The organism is Novosphingobium sp. BL-A-41-Hi4B-X5A, from assembly GCF_055521705.1.
In genome coordinates this window covers 891528-908211 of the sequence record NZ_CM145500.1, presented here as the reverse complement: position 1 = coordinate 908211, position 16684 = coordinate 891528, and the positions used below count along the sequence as shown (strand labels likewise).

14 protein-coding genes are annotated in these 16684 nt (G+C 64.2%); 5 read left to right on the top strand and 9 right to left on the bottom strand.

Translation table 11 applies throughout. The annotated features are described in order from the left end of the window. Positions 1 to 2 precede the first annotated feature (2 nt). The 4 genes from ACZ1JY_RS04150 to murI form a co-directional block, all read right to left on the bottom strand. On the bottom strand, positions 3 to 686 hold the full coding sequence (locus ACZ1JY_RS04150; RefSeq protein ID WP_118074741.1) for a nitroreductase: 684 nt from the start codon (positions 684 to 686) through the stop codon (positions 3 to 5). Positions 687 to 803: 117 nt separating this feature from the next. Further along, positions 804 to 2024, bottom strand: a complete 1221-nt coding sequence (hemA, locus tag ACZ1JY_RS04145; RefSeq protein WP_118073676.1) for a 5-aminolevulinate synthase — start codon at positions 2022 to 2024, stop codon at positions 804 to 806. Between the two features lie 140 nt (positions 2025 to 2164). Next, positions 2165 to 3061 (bottom strand): MBL fold metallo-hydrolase, encoded by an 897-nt coding sequence (locus ACZ1JY_RS04140; protein ID WP_465130453.1) that lies wholly within the window; start codon positions 3059 to 3061, stop codon positions 2165 to 2167. 47 nt (positions 3062 to 3108) lie between these two features. Beyond that, a complete protein-coding gene (murI, locus tag ACZ1JY_RS04135) occupies positions 3109 to 3921 on the bottom strand; it encodes a glutamate racemase (protein ID WP_465130452.1) in 813 nt (270 codons plus the stop codon). Positions 3922 to 4015: 94 nt separating this feature from the next. Between murI and plsY the strand changes: the two genes are divergently transcribed. From plsY to topA, 3 genes are all read left to right on the top strand, one after another. Then, positions 4016 to 4585, top strand: a complete 570-nt coding sequence (gene plsY, locus ACZ1JY_RS04130; RefSeq protein ID WP_465130868.1) for a glycerol-3-phosphate 1-O-acyltransferase PlsY — start codon at positions 4016 to 4018, stop codon at positions 4583 to 4585. After that, positions 4582 to 5697, top strand: coding sequence for a DNA-processing protein DprA (gene dprA / locus ACZ1JY_RS04125; protein WP_465130451.1), 1116 nt, complete (start codon positions 4582 to 4584; stop codon positions 5695 to 5697). Before plsY ends, dprA begins: the two co-directional genes overlap by 4 nt. A gap of 87 nt (positions 5698 to 5784) precedes the next feature. Continuing rightward, the gene (gene topA, locus ACZ1JY_RS04120) at positions 5785 to 8400 is read left to right on the top strand and encodes a type I DNA topoisomerase (protein WP_465130450.1); all 2616 of its coding nucleotides are present in this window, start codon (positions 5785 to 5787) and stop codon (positions 8398 to 8400) included. 19 nt (positions 8401 to 8419) lie between these two features. Here the strand turns inward: topA and ACZ1JY_RS04115 are convergent, their stop codons facing one another. The 5 genes from ACZ1JY_RS04115 to lepB all read right to left on the bottom strand — a co-directional run bounded on the left by ACZ1JY_RS04115 (position 8420) and on the right by lepB (position 13466). Beyond that, a complete protein-coding gene (locus ACZ1JY_RS04115; RefSeq protein WP_465130449.1) occupies positions 8420 to 9970 on the bottom strand; it encodes an ArnT family glycosyltransferase in 1551 nt (516 codons plus the stop codon). A gap of 185 nt (positions 9971 to 10155) precedes the next feature. Continuing rightward, positions 10156 to 10980 (bottom strand): SGNH/GDSL hydrolase family protein, encoded by an 825-nt coding sequence (locus tag ACZ1JY_RS04110; RefSeq protein WP_465130448.1) that lies wholly within the window; start codon positions 10978 to 10980, stop codon positions 10156 to 10158. Further along, complete coding sequence (gene era, locus ACZ1JY_RS04105) at positions 10968 to 11873, bottom strand: GTPase Era (protein WP_465130447.1); 906 nt, start codon at positions 11871 to 11873, stop codon at positions 10968 to 10970. Before era ends, ACZ1JY_RS04110 begins: the two co-directional genes overlap by 13 nt. A 61-nt stretch (positions 11874 to 11934) precedes the next feature. Continuing rightward, positions 11935 to 12633 carry a ribonuclease III gene (rnc, locus tag ACZ1JY_RS04100; RefSeq protein WP_465130867.1) on the bottom strand — a complete coding sequence of 233 codons (699 nt, stop codon included), beginning with the start codon at positions 12631 to 12633 and terminating at the stop codon, positions 11935 to 11937. Then, positions 12606 to 13466, bottom strand: a complete 861-nt coding sequence (gene lepB / locus ACZ1JY_RS04095) for a signal peptidase I (protein ID WP_240344610.1) — start codon at positions 13464 to 13466, stop codon at positions 12606 to 12608. Before lepB ends, rnc begins: the two co-directional genes overlap by 28 nt. Before the next feature lie 168 nt (positions 13467 to 13634). On the opposite strand from lepB, the gene pgi reads away from it, so the two are divergent. Then, positions 13635 to 15158: a glucose-6-phosphate isomerase gene (pgi, locus tag ACZ1JY_RS04090; RefSeq protein ID WP_465130446.1), complete on the top strand. Its 1524-nt coding sequence runs from the start codon at positions 13635 to 13637 to the stop codon at positions 15156 to 15158. Positions 15159 to 15246: 88 nt separating this feature from the next. Beyond that, on the top strand, positions 15247 to 16617 hold the full coding sequence (gene gorA / locus ACZ1JY_RS04085; RefSeq protein ID WP_465130445.1) for a glutathione-disulfide reductase: 1371 nt from the start codon (positions 15247 to 15249) through the stop codon (positions 16615 to 16617). Positions 16618 to 16684: the final 67 nt, after the last annotated feature.

Below are 16684 nucleotides of genomic sequence, written 5' to 3'. Positions count from 1 at the left end.
CTTCAGTCGAACCCGACGAACCGTGCCGCTTCGTCCACGCTCTTGCGGTTGCTGACGACAGCGTTGGCGGGAAAGGCGGGATCCGGCCAGCCGAGCGCGACGGCCTTCATGATCACCTGATCGTCGGGGATGCCGGCGTGCTCACGCACGACCGGAGATTGCATGATGCCCTGCGAGTTGATCACACAGCCGAGGCCGCGCGACCAGGCAGCGTTGACGAGGGCGGTGGTGACTGCGCCGCAATCGAAGGCGGTATCGTCGCTGCCCGAAAGTTCGCGGTCATAGGTGACGATCACGCAGACCGGCGCGTCGAACTGGCGGAAGCCGCGCAGCACCCAGTCCTGACGAGCGGGCGCGTCGTCGCGGGCGATGCCCATGGCGCCGAACAGTTGCTTGGCAACTTCTACCTGACGATCGCGGTGAACGCCGGCAAAGGGGCTGCCCTTGCGGAATTCGCGGCTGTCAGGCTCGCCTGCGAGGATGCGTTCGGTGTTGCCCTTGCGGATGCGTTCCAGCGGCTCGCCGGTGATGACGTGGAAGTGCCAGGGCTGCGTGTTCATCGAGGTGGGCGAGCGCATCGCCATGGTCAGAATTTCCTCGATCAGCGCGCGCGGGACCGGCTTGTCGAGATAGCCGCGGATCGACCGGCGGCCGAGGACCACTTCGTCATAGGACGGAACCGACATGCACTCTCCCGACATTTAATTGATCGGTTAAGGGTAGCGCGGTGTGCGTGAAAGGCAAGCCCAACGAAAAAGCCCTCCCGGTTGGGGAGGGCTTTTTGACTTGCAGAAGCGCGCAGATCAGGCGGCTTTCCGGATTTCCATTTCCATGCGCTGCCAGATCTCGACCAGAGCCTCGGTCAGCTCGTCCATCATCGCCTCGGTATGCGATGGCCCCGGCGTGAAGCGCAGGCGCTCCGTGCCGCGGGGGACGGTCGGGAAGTTGATCGGCTGGACGTAGACGCCGTATTCGGCGAGCAGGATGTCGCTGATCTTCTTGGCGCGGACAGGGTCACCCACCATCAGCGGCACGATGTGCGTGGTCGACGCCATGACCGGCAGCCCGGCATCGGCGAAGGCCTTCTTGAGGTAGGCCGCTGCGGCCTGCTGGCCTTCGCGCTCCTCGCTCGACGCCTTGAGGTGGCGGACCGAGGCGAGCACGCCTGCGACCAGCACCGGGGAAAGCGAGGTGGTGAAGATGAAGCCGGGGGCATAGGAGCGGATCACGTCGATGATCTTGCGATCTGCCGCGATGTAGCCGCCCATGACGCCGAAGGCCTTGCCCAGCGTGCCCTCGATGATGTCGATGCGGTGGGCCGCCTCGTCACGATCGGTGATGCCGCCGCCGCGCGGGCCATACATGCCGACAGCGTGAACCTCGTCAATGTAGGTCAGCGCGTTGTACTTTTCCGCCAGGTCGCAGATCGCGTGGATGGGGGCGACGTCACCGTCCATCGAGTAGACCGATTCGAAGGCGATCAGCTTGGGCAGGGCGGGGTCCGTCTCGGCCAGAAGCTGTTCGAGGTGTTCGACGTCGTTGTGACGGAACACCTTCTTCTCGGCGCCCGAATTGCGGATTCCCGCGATCATCGAGGCGTGGTTCAGCTCGTCCGAGAAGATCACGCAGCCCGGTAGGATCTTGGCCAGCGTCGACAGCGTGGCGTCATTCGAGACGTAGCCCGAGGTGAACAGCAGTGCGCCTTCCTTGCCGTGCAGGTCGGCCAGCTCTTCCTCAAGCTGGATGTGGTAATGGGTGTTGCCGCCGATGTTGCGGGTGCCGCCCGAGCCGGCGCCGACGTTGTGCAGCGCTTCTTCCATCGCTTCGATCACCTTGGGGTGCTGGCCCATGGCGAGATAATCGTTCGAGCACCACACCGTGATCGGCTTCGGGCCATTGTGGCCAGCGAAGCAGCGCGCATTGGGGTAGGCGCCCTTGTTGCGCAGGATATCGATGAAGACGCGGTAGCGGCCTTCGGAGTGCAGACGCTCGATCGCAGAATCAAAAACCTGATCGTAATTCACCCCGCCGCTCCTTCCTGCAACGAAAGCGCATCCGCGCTTCCGAGGCCCGATCCCGCTGGGCCACCGGCGAATGGGCGGCTTCTACGCCTGTTCAAAACGCATTGCCAGCCTCATTTGCCATAACTGCCCGAAAGTCGGAGCTATTTGGTTGTCTCGGCCTTACGTAGTTCCGGCGCAGGCGTGATCGCGTACTCCGGCCCCTTTGTCATCACCCATCCCGCGTCGTGCGATGGGACGATAACGAGATCCTCGTTCGCCTTCTTCAGGGCCTTGAGCCCCTTGAGCCAGCCCATGACTGCGGACCGGTCTTCAGGCGCCAGCCAGTCTGCCACGAGGCGCGAACGCGGCGTCGGAATCTCGACATTGGCGGCGAGCGAGGCGGTGTCGCCGGCGAAGATGTACTCCCGGCCCGAGGCGAGACGCACATAGATCATTTCCGAAGCAGGGGTGTGCCCCGGCGTCTGGATCAGCACGACGCCCGGGGCAACCGCCTCGATTGCGGCAAACTTGCGCGGGGTGTGCAGCAGCCGGGCATTTTCGCGCCAGAGTGCATTGATATTGCCCATCATTCCTTCGGAAACGACAGCTTTGCCTTCGATGCTCTTGAAGCGGGGGTGATCGAGGAATCCTCCGATGTGATCGATGTGCGCATGCGTGAACAGGATCATCGCGGCGCGATCCATCCAGCCGTCAACCAGTTGCTGCGCCCGGTGACTGTAGATCTCGAAGCCCATGCTGTGGGCATCGTCTTCCGAGATGCCCGGATCGATCACGATGCCGCCTTTGGGCGTCTCGATCTGCCACGCCGTGATGCCGCTGGTGATCTGCCGCAGGCCGGTGCCTGCAGCCAGCGCGGCGCCCGGAACATCCCGCATCGCCACGGTGGCATAGGTTATGGCCGTGGGCTTGCCGCCCGGCATGGCATCGGCCGCCTTGCGCAGCGCGCCGAGGTCAATCCTGCGGGCCGGCACCTGCGGCCCGGCGTTCACCAGAAGCCAGTAATAGGCGAATCCCAGCGCCGCCAGCAGCACGATCATGAACCTGGAAATCCTGCCCAAGACCTGTCCCCCCGGTCGTGCCTGTGTCAAAACGTCTCTATCCGATCGAGCCCGTGCCGCGCCAGTGCCTGGCGCAGGGCTGCCACATCGTCGCCGTTGCGCGTGAACAGGGCAAGATCGGGGCGGTCGCGATGCCATGACTGGCCCTGCGTGAGGGAGGCAATGCGGCGGGCGATGCCGTCCGATCCATCGACGAACTGAACGCCCTGCCCGAAAGCCTCGGCGAGCTCATCCTGCACCAGCGGGAAATGCGTGCAGGCAAGCACGACGGTATCGATGCGATCGCCGCCGGGCATCTCCTGCAGGGCCTGCGCGGCGCGCTGGTAGATCGCCGGATCGACCGGCTCGCCGCGCAGCTTGGCCTCGGCAGCAGCGACCAGTTCGGGCGCGCCATGGCGCAGGAGCAGCTTGTCGCTGGCGAATTCTGCCTCCAGCCGGTCGACGTAGGCCTGCCGGATCGTGGCAGTCGTGCCCAGCAGGCCGATAACGCCGGTCTTCGTCATCGCTGCGGCGGGCTTGATTGCCGGCACGGTGCCGACGATGGGCACTTCGAGCACCTCGCGCACCGCGGCCAGCGCGATGGTCGACGCGGTGTTGCAGGCGATGCACACCAGCCTTGGCCGAAGACGCTCGGTCAGCCTGCCGAGCAAGCCGGAAACCCGCGCCGCGATCTGGGCCTCGGTCTTGTCGCCATAGGGCAGGCCGGCATTGTCGGCGACGTAGATCACTGGCGCCCCGGGAAGGATGCCACGCACCTTTTTCAGCACGGACAGACCGCCCACGCCCGAATCGAAAAGGAGCAGCGGCGCGGCGGCATCGGGTTGGTGAGAAGCGGTCATCTGCCGGGCTTGTATCGGGAATGGCGACAAAATGGAAAGTGGCCTCTTTCGCTTTTGTGAAGGGACAGGATATGAGCGGGGCGTGGAAACGCTCATGCCCCTGCTCGTCGGCTATCTGCTCGGCTCCGTGCCCTTCGGCCTCGTCCTGACACGATTGACCGGGGGCGGCGATCTGCGCGCCATCGGTTCGGGGAACATCGGGGCGACGAACGTGCTGCGCACCGGCAAGAAGGGCGTCGCCGTTGCAACGCTCCTGCTCGACATGGGCAAGGGGCTGGCTGCGGTCCTGCTGGCGCGGCACTTCTGGCCGGGAAGCGAACCGCTGGCAGCGCTGGCGGCTGTGCTTGGCCATTGCTTCCCGGTCTGGCTCAAGTTCAAGGGCGGCAAGGGCGTTGCGACGATGATGGGCGTATCGCTGGGGCTCGCCTGGCCGATCGGCCTCGCTTATGCGGTGGTCTGGCTCGGCGTGCTGTTCGCCAGCCGTATCTCCTCGCTGGGAGGGATGAGCGCCGCGCTCGCTGCTCCGGTTGCAGCGCTGCTTCTGGGCTACACGGCTTACGTTCCGGTGCTGGCGCTGCTGGCGTTGCTTGTCCTGTTCCTGCACCGCGAGAACATTGCCCGTCTGCGCGCCGGGACCGAGCCCAGGGTCGGCAGAAAGAAGTGAGCGCTGCGGCTGAAGCCACGCTCTCTCGCGACGAGGCCTTCGCCCGCATCCGCTTGCTGCGTTCGCCCAATATCGGGCCGGTCAGCTACTACCAGTTGCTGCGCCGCTTCGGGACGGCCAGTGCCGCACTCGATGCCCTGCCTGATCTGGCAGCGCGCGGCGGGGCACCGTATCGGCCGGCTGCCGCGGACCGCGTGGAGCGGGAAATTGCCGCGGTCCGCAAGGCCGGTGCCCGCTATCTCTTCCATGACGGGCCTGACTATCCGGCGCTGCTGGCCGAGCTCGAAAGCCCCCCGCCGATCCTGACGGTGCGCGGCGATACCGCCTTGCTGCGGCGATCCTCGGTTGCCGTGGTTGGCGCACGCAATGCCTCGGCCGCCGCTGTGAAGCTCTCGCGCGATTTCGCGACGGCGCTGGCCGGCCAGGGTTATGCCGTTGTCTCGGGGCTGGCACGCGGGATCGATGCTGCCGCGCATCGCGGAGCGCTGGCGGGCATGGCGACCGGCGGAGGCACCGTCGGGGTGATCGCCAGCGGGATCGACATCACCTATCCGCCCGAAAACGTGGACCTGCAGGAGCAAGTCGCCTGCGAAGGGCTGCTGATTGCCGAAATGCCGCCGGGTACCGAACCCCTCGCGCGGCACTTCCCGCACCGCAACCGCATCATTGCCGGCCTCGCCACCGGCACGCTTGTGGTGGAGGCCGCGCCCAAGTCCGGATCGCTGATCACCGCACGCCTTGCGGCCGAGGCCGGGCGCGAGGTCATGGCCATTCCCGGCTCACCGCTCGACAGCCGCTCGCATGGTTGCAACCAGCTCATCCGCGAAGGCGCGATTCTGGTGCAGCGGCCGGAAGACGTGGTGGAACTGCTCACAGGCTTTACCGGCCAGCCGCGGTCAACCTTCCGCGAGCATGCGCCAGACTATGGCGCGGCAGGGGGAGACGAAGCGGCAGACATCGCCGGCCTGTTGACGCTGGCCCCGATTGGCGTCGACGAGCTGATCCGGCAGAGCGGAGCAAGCGCGGGGTCGGTGCAGATGGCCTTGCTCGAACTGGAACTGGCAGGTCGTCTGCACCGTCACGCAGCCGGAAGGGTCAGCCTCCTGTCCTGAACGACAGGTCAACCAGCCGCTTGACGAACCGCGCCGCATTTCCCCACCCTCGCGCGTACGTACACGTAAGGACTGCTTTTCATCGCCATGCAGCTTGTCATTGTTGAATCCCCGGCCAAGGCCAAGACCATCGAGAAGTACCTCGGCCCCGGCTTCAAGGTTCTCGCCTCCTACGGTCATATCCGCGATCTCCCGGTAAAGGACGGCTCGGTCCGTCCGGACGAGGACTTCGCGATGGATTGGGAACTTTACGGGGACAAGCAGTCCCGCGTGAAGGCCATCACCGATGCGGCCAAGGATGCCGATCGCCTCATTCTGGCGACCGACCCTGATCGTGAAGGTGAAGCAATTTCTTGGCATGTCAGGGAGTTGCTGAAGAAACGTAAGGCGCTTCCTAAGGAAGTCGAGCGCGTCACCTTCAACGCGATCACCAAGCAGACGGTGACCGATGCGATGAAGCGCCCGCGCGAACTCGACCAGGACCTGATCGACGCCTATCTCGCCCGCCGCGCGCTCGATTACCTGTTCGGCTTCACGCTTTCGCCGGTGTTGTGGCGCAAGCTGCCCGGCGCGAAGTCCGCCGGGCGCGTGCAGTCCGTGGCCCTGCGCCTCATCGTCGAGCGGGAGCGCGAGATCGAGGTCTTCAAGGCGCAGGAATACTGGTCGGTCATTGCCCGGCTTGAGCAGGGCGGAACCGAATTTGCCGCACGGCTCGTCAAGTTCGATGGTCAGAAGCTCGACAAGCTGACACTGGGTGACGAAGGCGCCGCGATGAAGGCCAAGGCCGTGGTCGATGCCGGGACCTTCCGCGTCGAAGAAGTCGAGACAAAGCCCACGCGGCGCAACCCCTATCCGCCGTTCACCACTTCGACGTTGCAGCAGGAAGCCGCGCGCAAGCTCGGCTTCTCTGCCAGCCATACCATGCGCGTGGCGCAGACGCTCTATGAAGCGGGCGCGATCACCTACATGCGTACCGATGGCGTGCAGATGGACCCGAGCGCGATTTCGGCGGCGCGCAAGGCGATCTCCGACCGCTACGATGGGCATTACCTTCCCGAAAAACCGCGTCATTACGAGACGAAGGCGAAGAATGCTCAGGAAGCACATGAAGCTATCCGGCCGACGGATTTCAGCAAGGATCGCTACGGTTCGGGGGACGAGGCGCGGCTCTATGACCTGATCTACAAGCGCGCGATGGCCAGCCAGATGGCCTCGGCAAATATCGAGCGCACCAGCGTGACGCTGCGCGATGGCACTGGCAAGCACGAGCTGCGGGCGACCGGGCAGGTGGTGAAGTTCCCCGGCTTCCTCGCCGTCTATGAGGAAGGGCGCGACCAGAAGGCCGATGGCGACGACGAGGACGGCAGCCTGCTGCCCTCGCTGAGCAAGGGCGATACGCCTGCCAAGCGCGGGGTCGACGCCACGCAGCACTTCACCCAGCCGCCGCCGCGCTATTCCGAAGCGAGCCTGGTCAAACGCCTTGAGGAACTGGGCATCGGGCGGCCTTCGACATATGCGGCAACGCTGCAGGTGCTGAAAGATCGCAACTACGTTCGGACGGAGAAAAACCGTTTCTTTGCAGAAGAGTCCGGGCGACTCCTGACATCGTTTCTTGAGCGGTTCTTTACCCGTTATGTGGCCTACGAGTTCACTGCAGGCATGGAAGAGGAGCTTGACGATGTGTCGGGCGGGCGTGCCGAGTGGAAGAAGGTGCTTGCCGAGTTCTGGCGCGACTTCAAGCCCAAGTCCGACGAGGTGATGGAGAAGAAGCCGAGCGAGGTGACCGCCGAGCTTGACGAATTCCTGTCCGACTACCTCTTCCCGCCGCGCGAAGATGGCAGCGATCCCCGTTTGTGCCCCAAGTGCGAGGCGGGACGCCTTTCGCTGCGCGGTGGCCGTTACGGGGCTTTTGTCGCCTGCTCGAACTATCCGGAATGCAAGTATACCCGCAAGTTTGCCCAGCCCGGCGAAGCTGACGGCGATGGCGGCGGGGACGGCGTGCTGGGCAAGGACCCGGAAAGCGGGCTCGAGGTTGTGCGCAAGGCTGGCCGCTTTGGTCCCTACATCCAGTTGGGCGAAGGCAAGGAGGCCAAGCGTGCGTCGATCCCCAAGGATATCGGCGAACTCGATCTTGAGTGGGCGCTGAAGCTGCTTTCCTTGCCGCGCGAGGTTGGCATGCATCCCGAAACCGGCAAGCCGATCACCGCCAGCATCGGTCGTTACGGGCCTTACCTGGCGCATGAGGGCAAGTACGCGCGCCTCAAATCGACCAGCGAGGTGTTCGAAACCGGCATGAACGCTGCCGTGATGCACCTTGCCGCCGCAGCGGCAGGCGCTGGCGCTCGTGGCGGCAGGACGGCAGCGGAACCGCTCAAGGTTTTCGGGCCGCACCCGACGTCAGGGGGCGAAATCAAGCTCATGGCTGGGCGGTATGGGCCTTACGTGACAGACGGAACCACCAACGCGACCCTGCCCAAGGACAAGCAGCCCGAAGCCCTGACGCTGGAAGAAGCGATCACCCTGATCGACGAGCGGGCGGCCAAGGGTCCGGCCAAGGGCAAGAAGGGCGCGAAGAAGGCTCCGGCCAAGAAAGCTCCGGCAAAGAAAGCGGCACCAAAGAAGGAAGCGGCCGAGAAGCCAGCAGCCAAGAAGCCGGCGGCAAAGAAAGCACCGGCAAAGAAGGCTGCGAAGAGCGCCGAGTAAGCGGGCTACCGGCCGTGCCTTAGCGGCGCGGCCGGTAGAGCCAGTATTCCTTGTTGCCGAGGCGGAGGGCCGCGTAGCGTTCGTAGCTGCGCGCAAGACCCTCGGCCATCATCCGGCGGGTATCAAGGTTGGGCAGGTAGGGTTTTTCGTGTGCTGCTCGGGTCAGGATCACGTCCGGCCGGCTTGCCAGGATGCGGGCCATCTCCTGATGCGGGTCAACGCCCACCGCCGGTGCCTCGACATAGGTGTTGAGGTGGTTCGGGAAAATGCGCGTCGTGGGCAGGCAGGTATTGGTCGTGCGATAGAACGCCAGTTCGCCCTCGAAGATGAACAGGCAGCCGCCGCGCAGCTCCTGCCTGATGGCAGTATCCATCGCCTCATACTCTCTGGTGGAGCCGTGCTGCCGGTACTGGTAGACCATCACAACGATCCCGGCGAACGCCCCGAAGCCGAGAAGCAGCCGGCCATACCATTGTTCTCCCGGTCCCGTGCGGGCGAGCGCAGGAGCAGCAAGCACCGCAAGCGGCATCAACACCGGCGCGACGTAGTGATCGTACCATGTGCCGAACAGCAGAAATCCACCGACGGCAGCGAGGCACCAAACGACGATGACGCGCCTGCTGCCCGCCTGCTCGTCCCCTGCACTGACGGAGAGCCTGGGCGCGAGGAAGATCGCCAGCCAGAACGGGGTCAGCACCAGAACTTCCTTGGTCAGGCGCCAATAGGCTTTCCAGCCGTCGGAATCGCGTTCGAAGATTGAAACGAAGTTGGCGTAGACGAAGGCATCGAGCTGCCCGATGTGCGCATACCAGAGCGCAGCGGCGGCAGTCGGGGCAAGCGCGACGCCAATCCAGAGCAGGCCGGTTGCAGCCAAGCGCTTGAAGGACCACACATCGGCAAAGCCGCGTGCCAGCAGGATCAGGCCGAACGCAGCACCTTCGAAGATCACCGTGTACTTGATTTGGATGGCAAGTCCCAGCAACAGCATGACCAGGCAGCCGCGCCAGATCAGCGGGGGGTGCTCCGGACGCTTGACGCTGTCGACCACGCCCCACGCTGCCATGGCGACGAGCAGGTTGTAGAACACCGGGGCCTGTCCCATGCCGGCATTGAAAACCGGCATGAACAGGACATAGGCGGCGCCAGCCAGCCACGCGGCCTGAGGAGAAGCAATTTCGCGCGCCAGACGGGTCAAGACCATGGCCGTCAAGGTGAAGCTGATACCTGCGCCAATCTGGTAGGCGATCACGGGATCGAACGGGAGCGAAACCAGCGCCTCGTAGAGCAGGAACAGGCCGATCGGCTTGCGGTCCCAGATGTCGACATAGGGCACTGCGCCATCGCGCATGCGTTCGGCGACGAACAGGTAGAACTGCTCGTCGATGTGGACGACCGGGTTGCCGAAGAGGAAGCTGCGGGTGACGAGGAAAATCAGGGCGAACCCAGCCGCCTCGACCAGCCAGCCGGGCAAAACCTTCGGCCGGCGCAAGTGCCTGATGGCGGACGGGACAAGCCGGCCGGGCAGCGCGCCTACCGTGGCCGCTGCCAAGACGCCGCCAGTTTCGTTCATGCTCGCACTCCGTCCACCATTGCACCCGGGACGTTAACGGGCGAGCTGCCCGTTCCCTTCGCGCGGGCGACGCTAGGGAGCAAACGTCAATTGTCGACGCCAATTCCGTGCTGCAGTGCAACAAAGCTAGAGAAGGGCGACAGGCCGCCCTCTACGACCGACGAGCCGTTAGTAACGGCGGTGGCTTAGTCCAGAAACCGGGCCAGACCCTCGGCTGCGGCGGCATGGCCGGCGCGATTGGGGTGGATCGGGATGCCGTCTCCCGACGGCGCGGTGAGGCCGTTGCTCCAGGGATCGACCGAACAAGGCGCGTGGCTTTTGGACATCGCTGAAAAACGGAAGACTTCCGCGCCTTCCTCATGCGCGACCCTGGCGGTAAGCTTGGCCAGTCGCTTTGCCGCCGCGCGGCTCTGCTTCATCCGTTCGACACTGATCGCAACTGAAGTGCAGGTGCCCTTGGGTGGCAGGACGGTGATGTAGTCGACAAACACCACGCGCGCCTCCGGTGCCCGCTGGCGCACTTCTCGGACGATGCGGCGCATGCGCTCTTCGTCGGCCTTCCACACGTCCTCGCCGATGTCGCGCCACTTCTGGCAGCGCGCATCGGGCGTGGTCGCCTGCTCGCAGGCAGCGGCAAAGATATTGCCTACAAAGTTCACGTCGTTGCCGCCGATGGTGATGGTGACAAGCCGGGTTTCGGCGGTGACGCTTTCGATCTGCGCCGGGACTTCCTTCCAAGGGCCGAGCACGTGTTCGGTCGTCGCGCCGCTGCAGGTGGCGTCAACCAGCGAGAGCTTGAGCCTTGCCGCGAGCAGGTTGGGGTAATTCAGTGTGCCCCGGCCACAGCGTGGCGGCGTGCCCGGCGTTGTCGGTCCGACTCCGGGGCCGGCCGCGAACGAGCTGCCCAGCGCCACGTAACGCGCACCTTCAGGCAAGGGCGCAGGCTTGGCGAGGACCGGTGAAGCGGCAAGCGCGAGTGCCGCCATGCCCCAGCGCATCACTTGACCCATTCCAGCCCGATTTCCTCGTAGATCTCCTTGGCGTCGGCCCAGCGCTCGTCCACCTTTACGTGCAGGAACAGGTGGACCCTGGCATCCAGCAGTTGCGAAAGCTCCTTTCGCGCCGCTTCGCCGATGGCCTTGATCTTCGCGCCACCCTTGCCCAGCACGATCGCGCGCTGGGTTTCGCGGGCGATCACGATCTGCTGGTGGATTTCGATCGAACCATCCTTGCGGGTGAGATACTTCTCCGGCCGCACCGTGCTGTCATAGGGAAGTTCATCGTGAAGCTGCCGGTAGAGCTGCTCGCGGGTAATTTCCGCAGCCATCAGGCGCTCGCTGGCGTCAGATACCTGGTCCTCGGGATAGTGCCACGCGCCTTCGGGCATGAGCGTTGCGAGACGCTGCTTGAGTTCGGGCACGCCATCGCCGGTGAGCGCAGAAACGAAGAATACCTCGTCGAACTCGGCCTCTTGCGTCAGCACTTCGGCCATGACCAAGAGCGGTTCCTTCGGCGTCGAATCCACCTTGTTCAGCACCAGAAGCTTGCGTTCCGGCCGCCCTTTCAGCGTCTCGAGAATGGGTTCGAGATAGTCGCGCTTCTTCTTGCGCGCGTCGACCACCAGCAGGATCGCGTCGGCTTCGTGCGCACCGTCCCATGCCGCGCTGACCATGGCGCGATCAAGGCGGCGGCGGGGTTCGAACAGGCCGGGCGTATCGGCAAGAATGATCTGCGCCTTGTCCTCGCCGATATCCTCCAGCGCAATGCCCATGAGGCGCGCGCGCGTCGTCTGCGCCTTGGCCGAAACGATCGCCACCTTCTGGCCGACGAGAGCGTTGACGAGGGTGGACTTGCCGGCATTAGGTGCGCCGAGGACGGCCACGAGGCCACATTTTTCGGTCATTATTCCAGTTCTTCAGATGAGTTGCGGCCACTGTAGGCCAAATGGGCGCGCACCGCCAGATTTAGCCGAAATCCTGCATGAAGGTGCGGGCGGCGGAGGTCTCGGCCTCCTGCTTGCTGCTGCCGGTGGCGCTGGCCGTGCCGACGCCCTTGACCTCTACCGCAACCGTGAACTTCGCGGCATGGTCCGGACCTTCGCGCGCGACCAGGGTGTAGACCGGGGGCTTGCGCCGGTTGCCCGCCGCCCATTCCTGCAGGGCAGCCTTGGGATGCTTGCGCTGGCCGGTGCCCGTGGCCATCGGCTTGTCCCAAACCTTGCGAACGAAGGCGCGTGCGGCTTCAAATCCGCGCTCCACGAAGAGAGCGCCGATCAGCGCCTCCATCACGTCGCCCAGGATATTGTCGCTTTGCGTCCCGCCATCATCGCGCGCCTGCTTGCCGAGCCGGATGTGAGGGGGGAGGGCGATATGGCGCGCGACATCGGCGCAGGTTTCGCGGCTGACCAGGGCATTGAGCCGCTGAGAGAGCTTGCCTTCGGCGGCATCGCTCTTTTCATGAAGCCACTCGGCAATGACAAGACCAAGCACCCTGTCGCCAAGAAACTCGAGGCGCTGGTAGTCGCGGGCCTCACCCATCGAGCCATGAGTGAGGGCTTCGATCCAGAGGTCGACGCGCGTCGGTGCGCTCCCGGTCAGATCCGTGAGGTAGCCCAGCGTTTCAGGCGAAAGCGCGCTCAGAACGTGCCCCCGATACGGTTCCAGCGCGCCGCGGTGAACCAGGTCCAGGGCAGGAACCAATTGGCGCTGCCATCGGTGGACCACATCATGATCGTGGCACGGCCAACGAGATTTTCCTGCGGGACGAGACCGATGCCGCCGCCTTCCATCGCCGGGAAGCGGCTGTCCATCGAGTTGTCGCGATTGTCGCCCATCATGAACAACTGCCCCTCCGGCACAACGACCGGCACGGTGTTGTCGGCATCACGCTGGCCAAGGTCGAGCACGTTGTAGGTCTTGCCGTTCGGCAGCGTCTCGCGGAATTGCGGGTAATGGCAGGTCTGGCTGCCATCGGCCTCGGTCACGACGAATTCGGCAGAGAGGCAATCGGTGTTCGGGCTGACGGGGATGACGAAATCCTCGACCCGCACCTTGGGTACGGCCTGGCCATTCAGGTGCAGAACGCCGTCGATCATCTGCACGGTATCGCCAGGCAGGCCGATCACACGCTTGATGTAGTCGACATCATTGCCGGGCGGCGCCTTGAAGATCGCAACATCGCCACGCTCGGGCTGGCTGGCAAAAATGCGCTTGGGCAGCAGGGGCGCGCTGAACGGCAACGAATAGCTGCTGTAGCCGTAGGGCCATTTGGCGGCGAGGAGATAGTCGCCGTTCTCCAGCCGCGGCAACATCGATTCCGAAGGGATGTTGAACGGCGAGAAGATGAAGCTGCGGAAAATTGCAACGACGATGACCAGTTTGATCAGGAAGACGGGGAAGCTGTCCTCCTTCTTTTCCTTCTTCAGCTTGGTCGGCGCGGGCGCAGGCGTCGCCGGATCGACCGGGGAGGGGCTGCTGGCTTCGGGCGTGTCGTTCATCGTCGCGGTCATGTTGCCAGCAAGGCCCTTCGTCAAGTGTGTTGTTTGTGTAATACAGCGGGCGAAATACGTCTGCGCAGCTTGCGCGCCGATGAACAGCGCGCTTGGCGCGGCGTCCCCGAGAGGGCATTAGGGCTTTTACGCAGTTGCGAAAGGATGAGGTTGGACATGTCGGCAGGCGAGGCACAGCAGTTTTGGACGGCACTCGAGAAGTTGCCACGGCCAACCCTGAAGACCCTGTTTTCGGATACCGCGCGGCTGTCACGCTATTCGGCCACGCTCGATCTGCCGGGCGGGCCGGTGATCTTCGACTGGTCCAAGACGCACCTTTCGCCGGAAGTCGAAGCCCTGTTCGGCTCGGTTGCCGCCGCGATGGACCTTGAAGGGCAGCGAAATGCGCTGATCTCGGGCGAAAAGATCAACAACACCGAAGGACGCGCGGCCGAGCACACGGCGCAGCGCGGGATCGGCAAGGACGCCAGCGTCGAGGAAGCCGAGGCGTTGCACGCCCGGATGCGTATGCTCGTCGAAGCGATCCATGAAGGGGCGCTCGGCGAAGTGAAGAGCCTGATCCACATCGGCATCGGCGGCTCCGCGCTCGGCCCGGCGCTGGCAATCGACGCGCTGACCCGCGAAGGCGCAAAGGTTGCGGTTCATGTCGTGTCGAATATCGATGGCTGTGCGCTTGAAGCAGCGATGAAGGCGTGCCACCCGGAAACGACGCTGATCGCGGTTGCCTCCAAGACCTTCACCACGACCGAAACGATGACCAACGCGCATTCGGCGCTGGAGTGGTTGCGTGAGGGCGGTGTTGCCGATCCCTATGGGCGCGTGATCGCGCTGACCGCCTCGCCCGAGAAGGCCGTCGAATGGGGCGTGGATGAAACCCGCGTGCTGCCTTTTTCCGAGACGGTCGGCGGGCGCTACTCGCTATGGTCCTCGATCGGTTTTCCGGTGGCCATGGCGCTGGGCTGGGAAGGATTTGCCGAGTTTCTCGATGGGGCCGCGGCGATTGACCGGCATTTCATCGACGCCGACCTCGCCGCGAACGTCATCGTCCGCGCGGCTTTCGCCGATCTCTACTACACGCAGGTACGCGGCTGCCAGACGCGCGCGGTATTCGCCTATGACGAGCGGCTGAAACTTCTGCCCGACTACCTCCAGCAACTCGAAATGGAATCGAACGGCAAGAGCGTTCTGGCCGACGGGTCTCCGTTGACGCGCGCCAGTGCGCCGGTGACGTGGGGCGGGGTGGGTACCGATGCCCAGCATGCGGTGTTCCAGTTACTCCACCAGGGCACGCACCTGATCCCGGTGGACTTTCTTGCGGTCAAGACGCCCGGGCATGACCTCGATCCGGCCCATCACGAGATACTGCTGTCGAACTGCTTTGCGCAAGGGGCGGCGCTGATGGCGGGCAAGGCATCTGACGATGGCGCGCGTGCCTACCCCGGAGACCGTCCTTCGGCGACGATCCTGTGCGAGGACCTCAACCCCGCCACCCTCGGCGCGCTGATCGCGTTCCACGAACACCGCACGTTCGTTTCGGCGGCAATGCTGGGAATCAATCCCTTCGACCAGTTCGGCGTCGAACTCGGCAAGGCGATTGCCAAGCAGATCGAGGCGGGCGGCGGCGCCGGCTTTGATCCGTCTACGGAAGCCCTTCTCTCAGCTGCAGGAATTGGCGGCTGATAGTTCGTCAGGCTAACAATATCCGCTAAATGCCTCTGGTCTTGGGCGAGACCAGAGGCCATATGCGCCTTCACCAACAGGAGCGCATATGGCTGAGCAGGACTCTGGGCAGGACTTCGACTACGATCTCTTCGTGATTGGTGCAGGATCGGGCGGTGTGCGCGCCAGCCGCATCGCCGCGAGCCATGGCGCGCGGGTGGCGGTGGCGGAGGAATACCGCGTCGGCGGGACCTGCGTGATCCGCGGCTGCGTGCCCAAGAAGTTGCTGGTCTACGGATCGCATTTCGCCGAGGAGCTGCAGGACGCGGCCAACTATGGCTGGACGGTCGAGAAGATGACGTTCGACTGGCCGACGTTACGTAACGCGGTTCTGAAGGATGTCGACCGGCTCAACACCGCGTACACGAACACGCTTGAAAACAACAAGGTAGAGCGTTTCCTCGAGCGCGCCGAGGTGGCGGGGCCGAACACCGTGCGGCTGGCTTCGGGCAAGGAAATCAGCGCGAAGTATATCCTGATCGCAACCGGCGCCTGGCCGGTCATGCCGGAATTCGAGGGTAACGAGCATTGCATTACCTCGAACGAGGTGTTCCATCTCGAGAAGCTGCCAAAGCGCGTCGTGATCTCCGGCGCCGGCTATATCGCGATGGAGTTCGCGGGCATTTTCAACGCTTTGGGCTGTCACGTAACGGTGGTAAACCGCAGCGAGACGATCTTGCGCGGGTACGATGAATCCCTCCGGGACCGCCTGCTGCAGATCACCATGGCACGCGGGATCGAGTACAAGTTCAATTGCCCGTTCGACCGCGTGGAGAAGCGCGAGGATGGTTCGTTCGACGTCTACCTTGGCAAGCAACCCGATCCGATCCACGCCGACGTGGTTCTGGTGGCGACCGGGCGCCGCCCCAAGACTGACGGGCTTGGCCTGGAAAACGCTGGAATTACATTGGGTTCGGCGGGCGAGATCCCGGTGGACGATCATGGCAAGACCGCGTGTGACAGCATCTATGCCGTGGGTGACGTAACGAACCGCGTGCAGCTGACGCCGATCGCGATCCGCGAGGGCCAGGCCTTTGCCGACCGCGTGTTCGGTGGCAAGGACACTTCGGTGAGCTACGATGCGATCCCGAGCGCAGTGTTCTCGCAGCCGCCGCTGGCCGGCGTGGGCCTGACGGAAAGCCAGGCGCGCCAGGCTTTTGGTAGCAATATCAAGGTCTACTCGTCCGACTTCCGCCCGATGAAGAACATCTTTGGCCATCGGCCCGAGCGGGGGCTTTACAAGATGATCGTCGATGCCTCGACCGAGAAGGTGCTGGGCATCCACATGATCGGGCCGGACAGCCCGGAAATCCTGCAGGCAGCAGCCATCGCGGTGAAGGCGGGGCTGACCAAGGCGGATTTCGATGCGACGGTGGCGTTGCACCCCTCGATGGCTGAAGAGCTTGTTTTGATGCGATAATCTGGAGAATTGCCCGTTTTCCAACTCTCGCAGGCAAACGGGCAACTCCCCCATGACTCCCCTGCAA

Bases quoted from the DNA above. Each gene is read 5' to 3' on its own strand.
- ACZ1JY_RS04150 (WP_118074741.1), bottom strand. From the start codon at position 686: ATGTCGGTTCCGTCCTATGACGAAGTGGTCCTCGGCCGCCGGTCGATC.
- plsY (WP_465130868.1), top strand. From the start codon at position 4,016: ATGCCCCTGCTCGTCGGCTATCTGCTCGGCTCCGTGCCCTTCGGCCTC.
- pgi (WP_465130446.1), top strand. From the start codon at position 13,635: ATGTCGGCAGGCGAGGCACAGCAGTTTTGGACGGCACTCGAGAAGTTG.
- lepB (WP_240344610.1), bottom strand. From the start codon at position 13,466: ATGAACGACACGCCCGAAGCCAGCAGCCCCTCCCCGGTCGATCCGGCG.
- ACZ1JY_RS04115 (WP_465130449.1), bottom strand. From the start codon at position 9,970: ATGAACGAAACTGGCGGCGTCTTGGCAGCGGCCACGGTAGGCGCGCTG.
- era (WP_465130447.1), bottom strand. From the start codon at position 11,873: ATGACCGAAAAATGTGGCCTCGTGGCCGTCCTCGGCGCACCTAATGCC.
- topA (WP_465130450.1), top strand. From the start codon at position 5,785: ATGCAGCTTGTCATTGTTGAATCCCCGGCCAAGGCCAAGACCATCGAG.
- ACZ1JY_RS04140 (WP_465130453.1), bottom strand. From the start codon at position 3,061: ATGATCGTGCTGCTGGCGGCGCTGGGATTCGCCTATTACTGGCTTCTG.
- ACZ1JY_RS04110 (WP_465130448.1), bottom strand. From the start codon at position 10,980: ATGGGTCAAGTGATGCGCTGGGGCATGGCGGCACTCGCGCTTGCCGCT.
- murI (WP_465130452.1), bottom strand. From the start codon at position 3,921: ATGACCGCTTCTCACCAACCCGATGCCGCCGCGCCGCTGCTCCTTTTC.
- gorA (WP_465130445.1), top strand. From the start codon at position 15,247: ATGGCTGAGCAGGACTCTGGGCAGGACTTCGACTACGATCTCTTCGTG.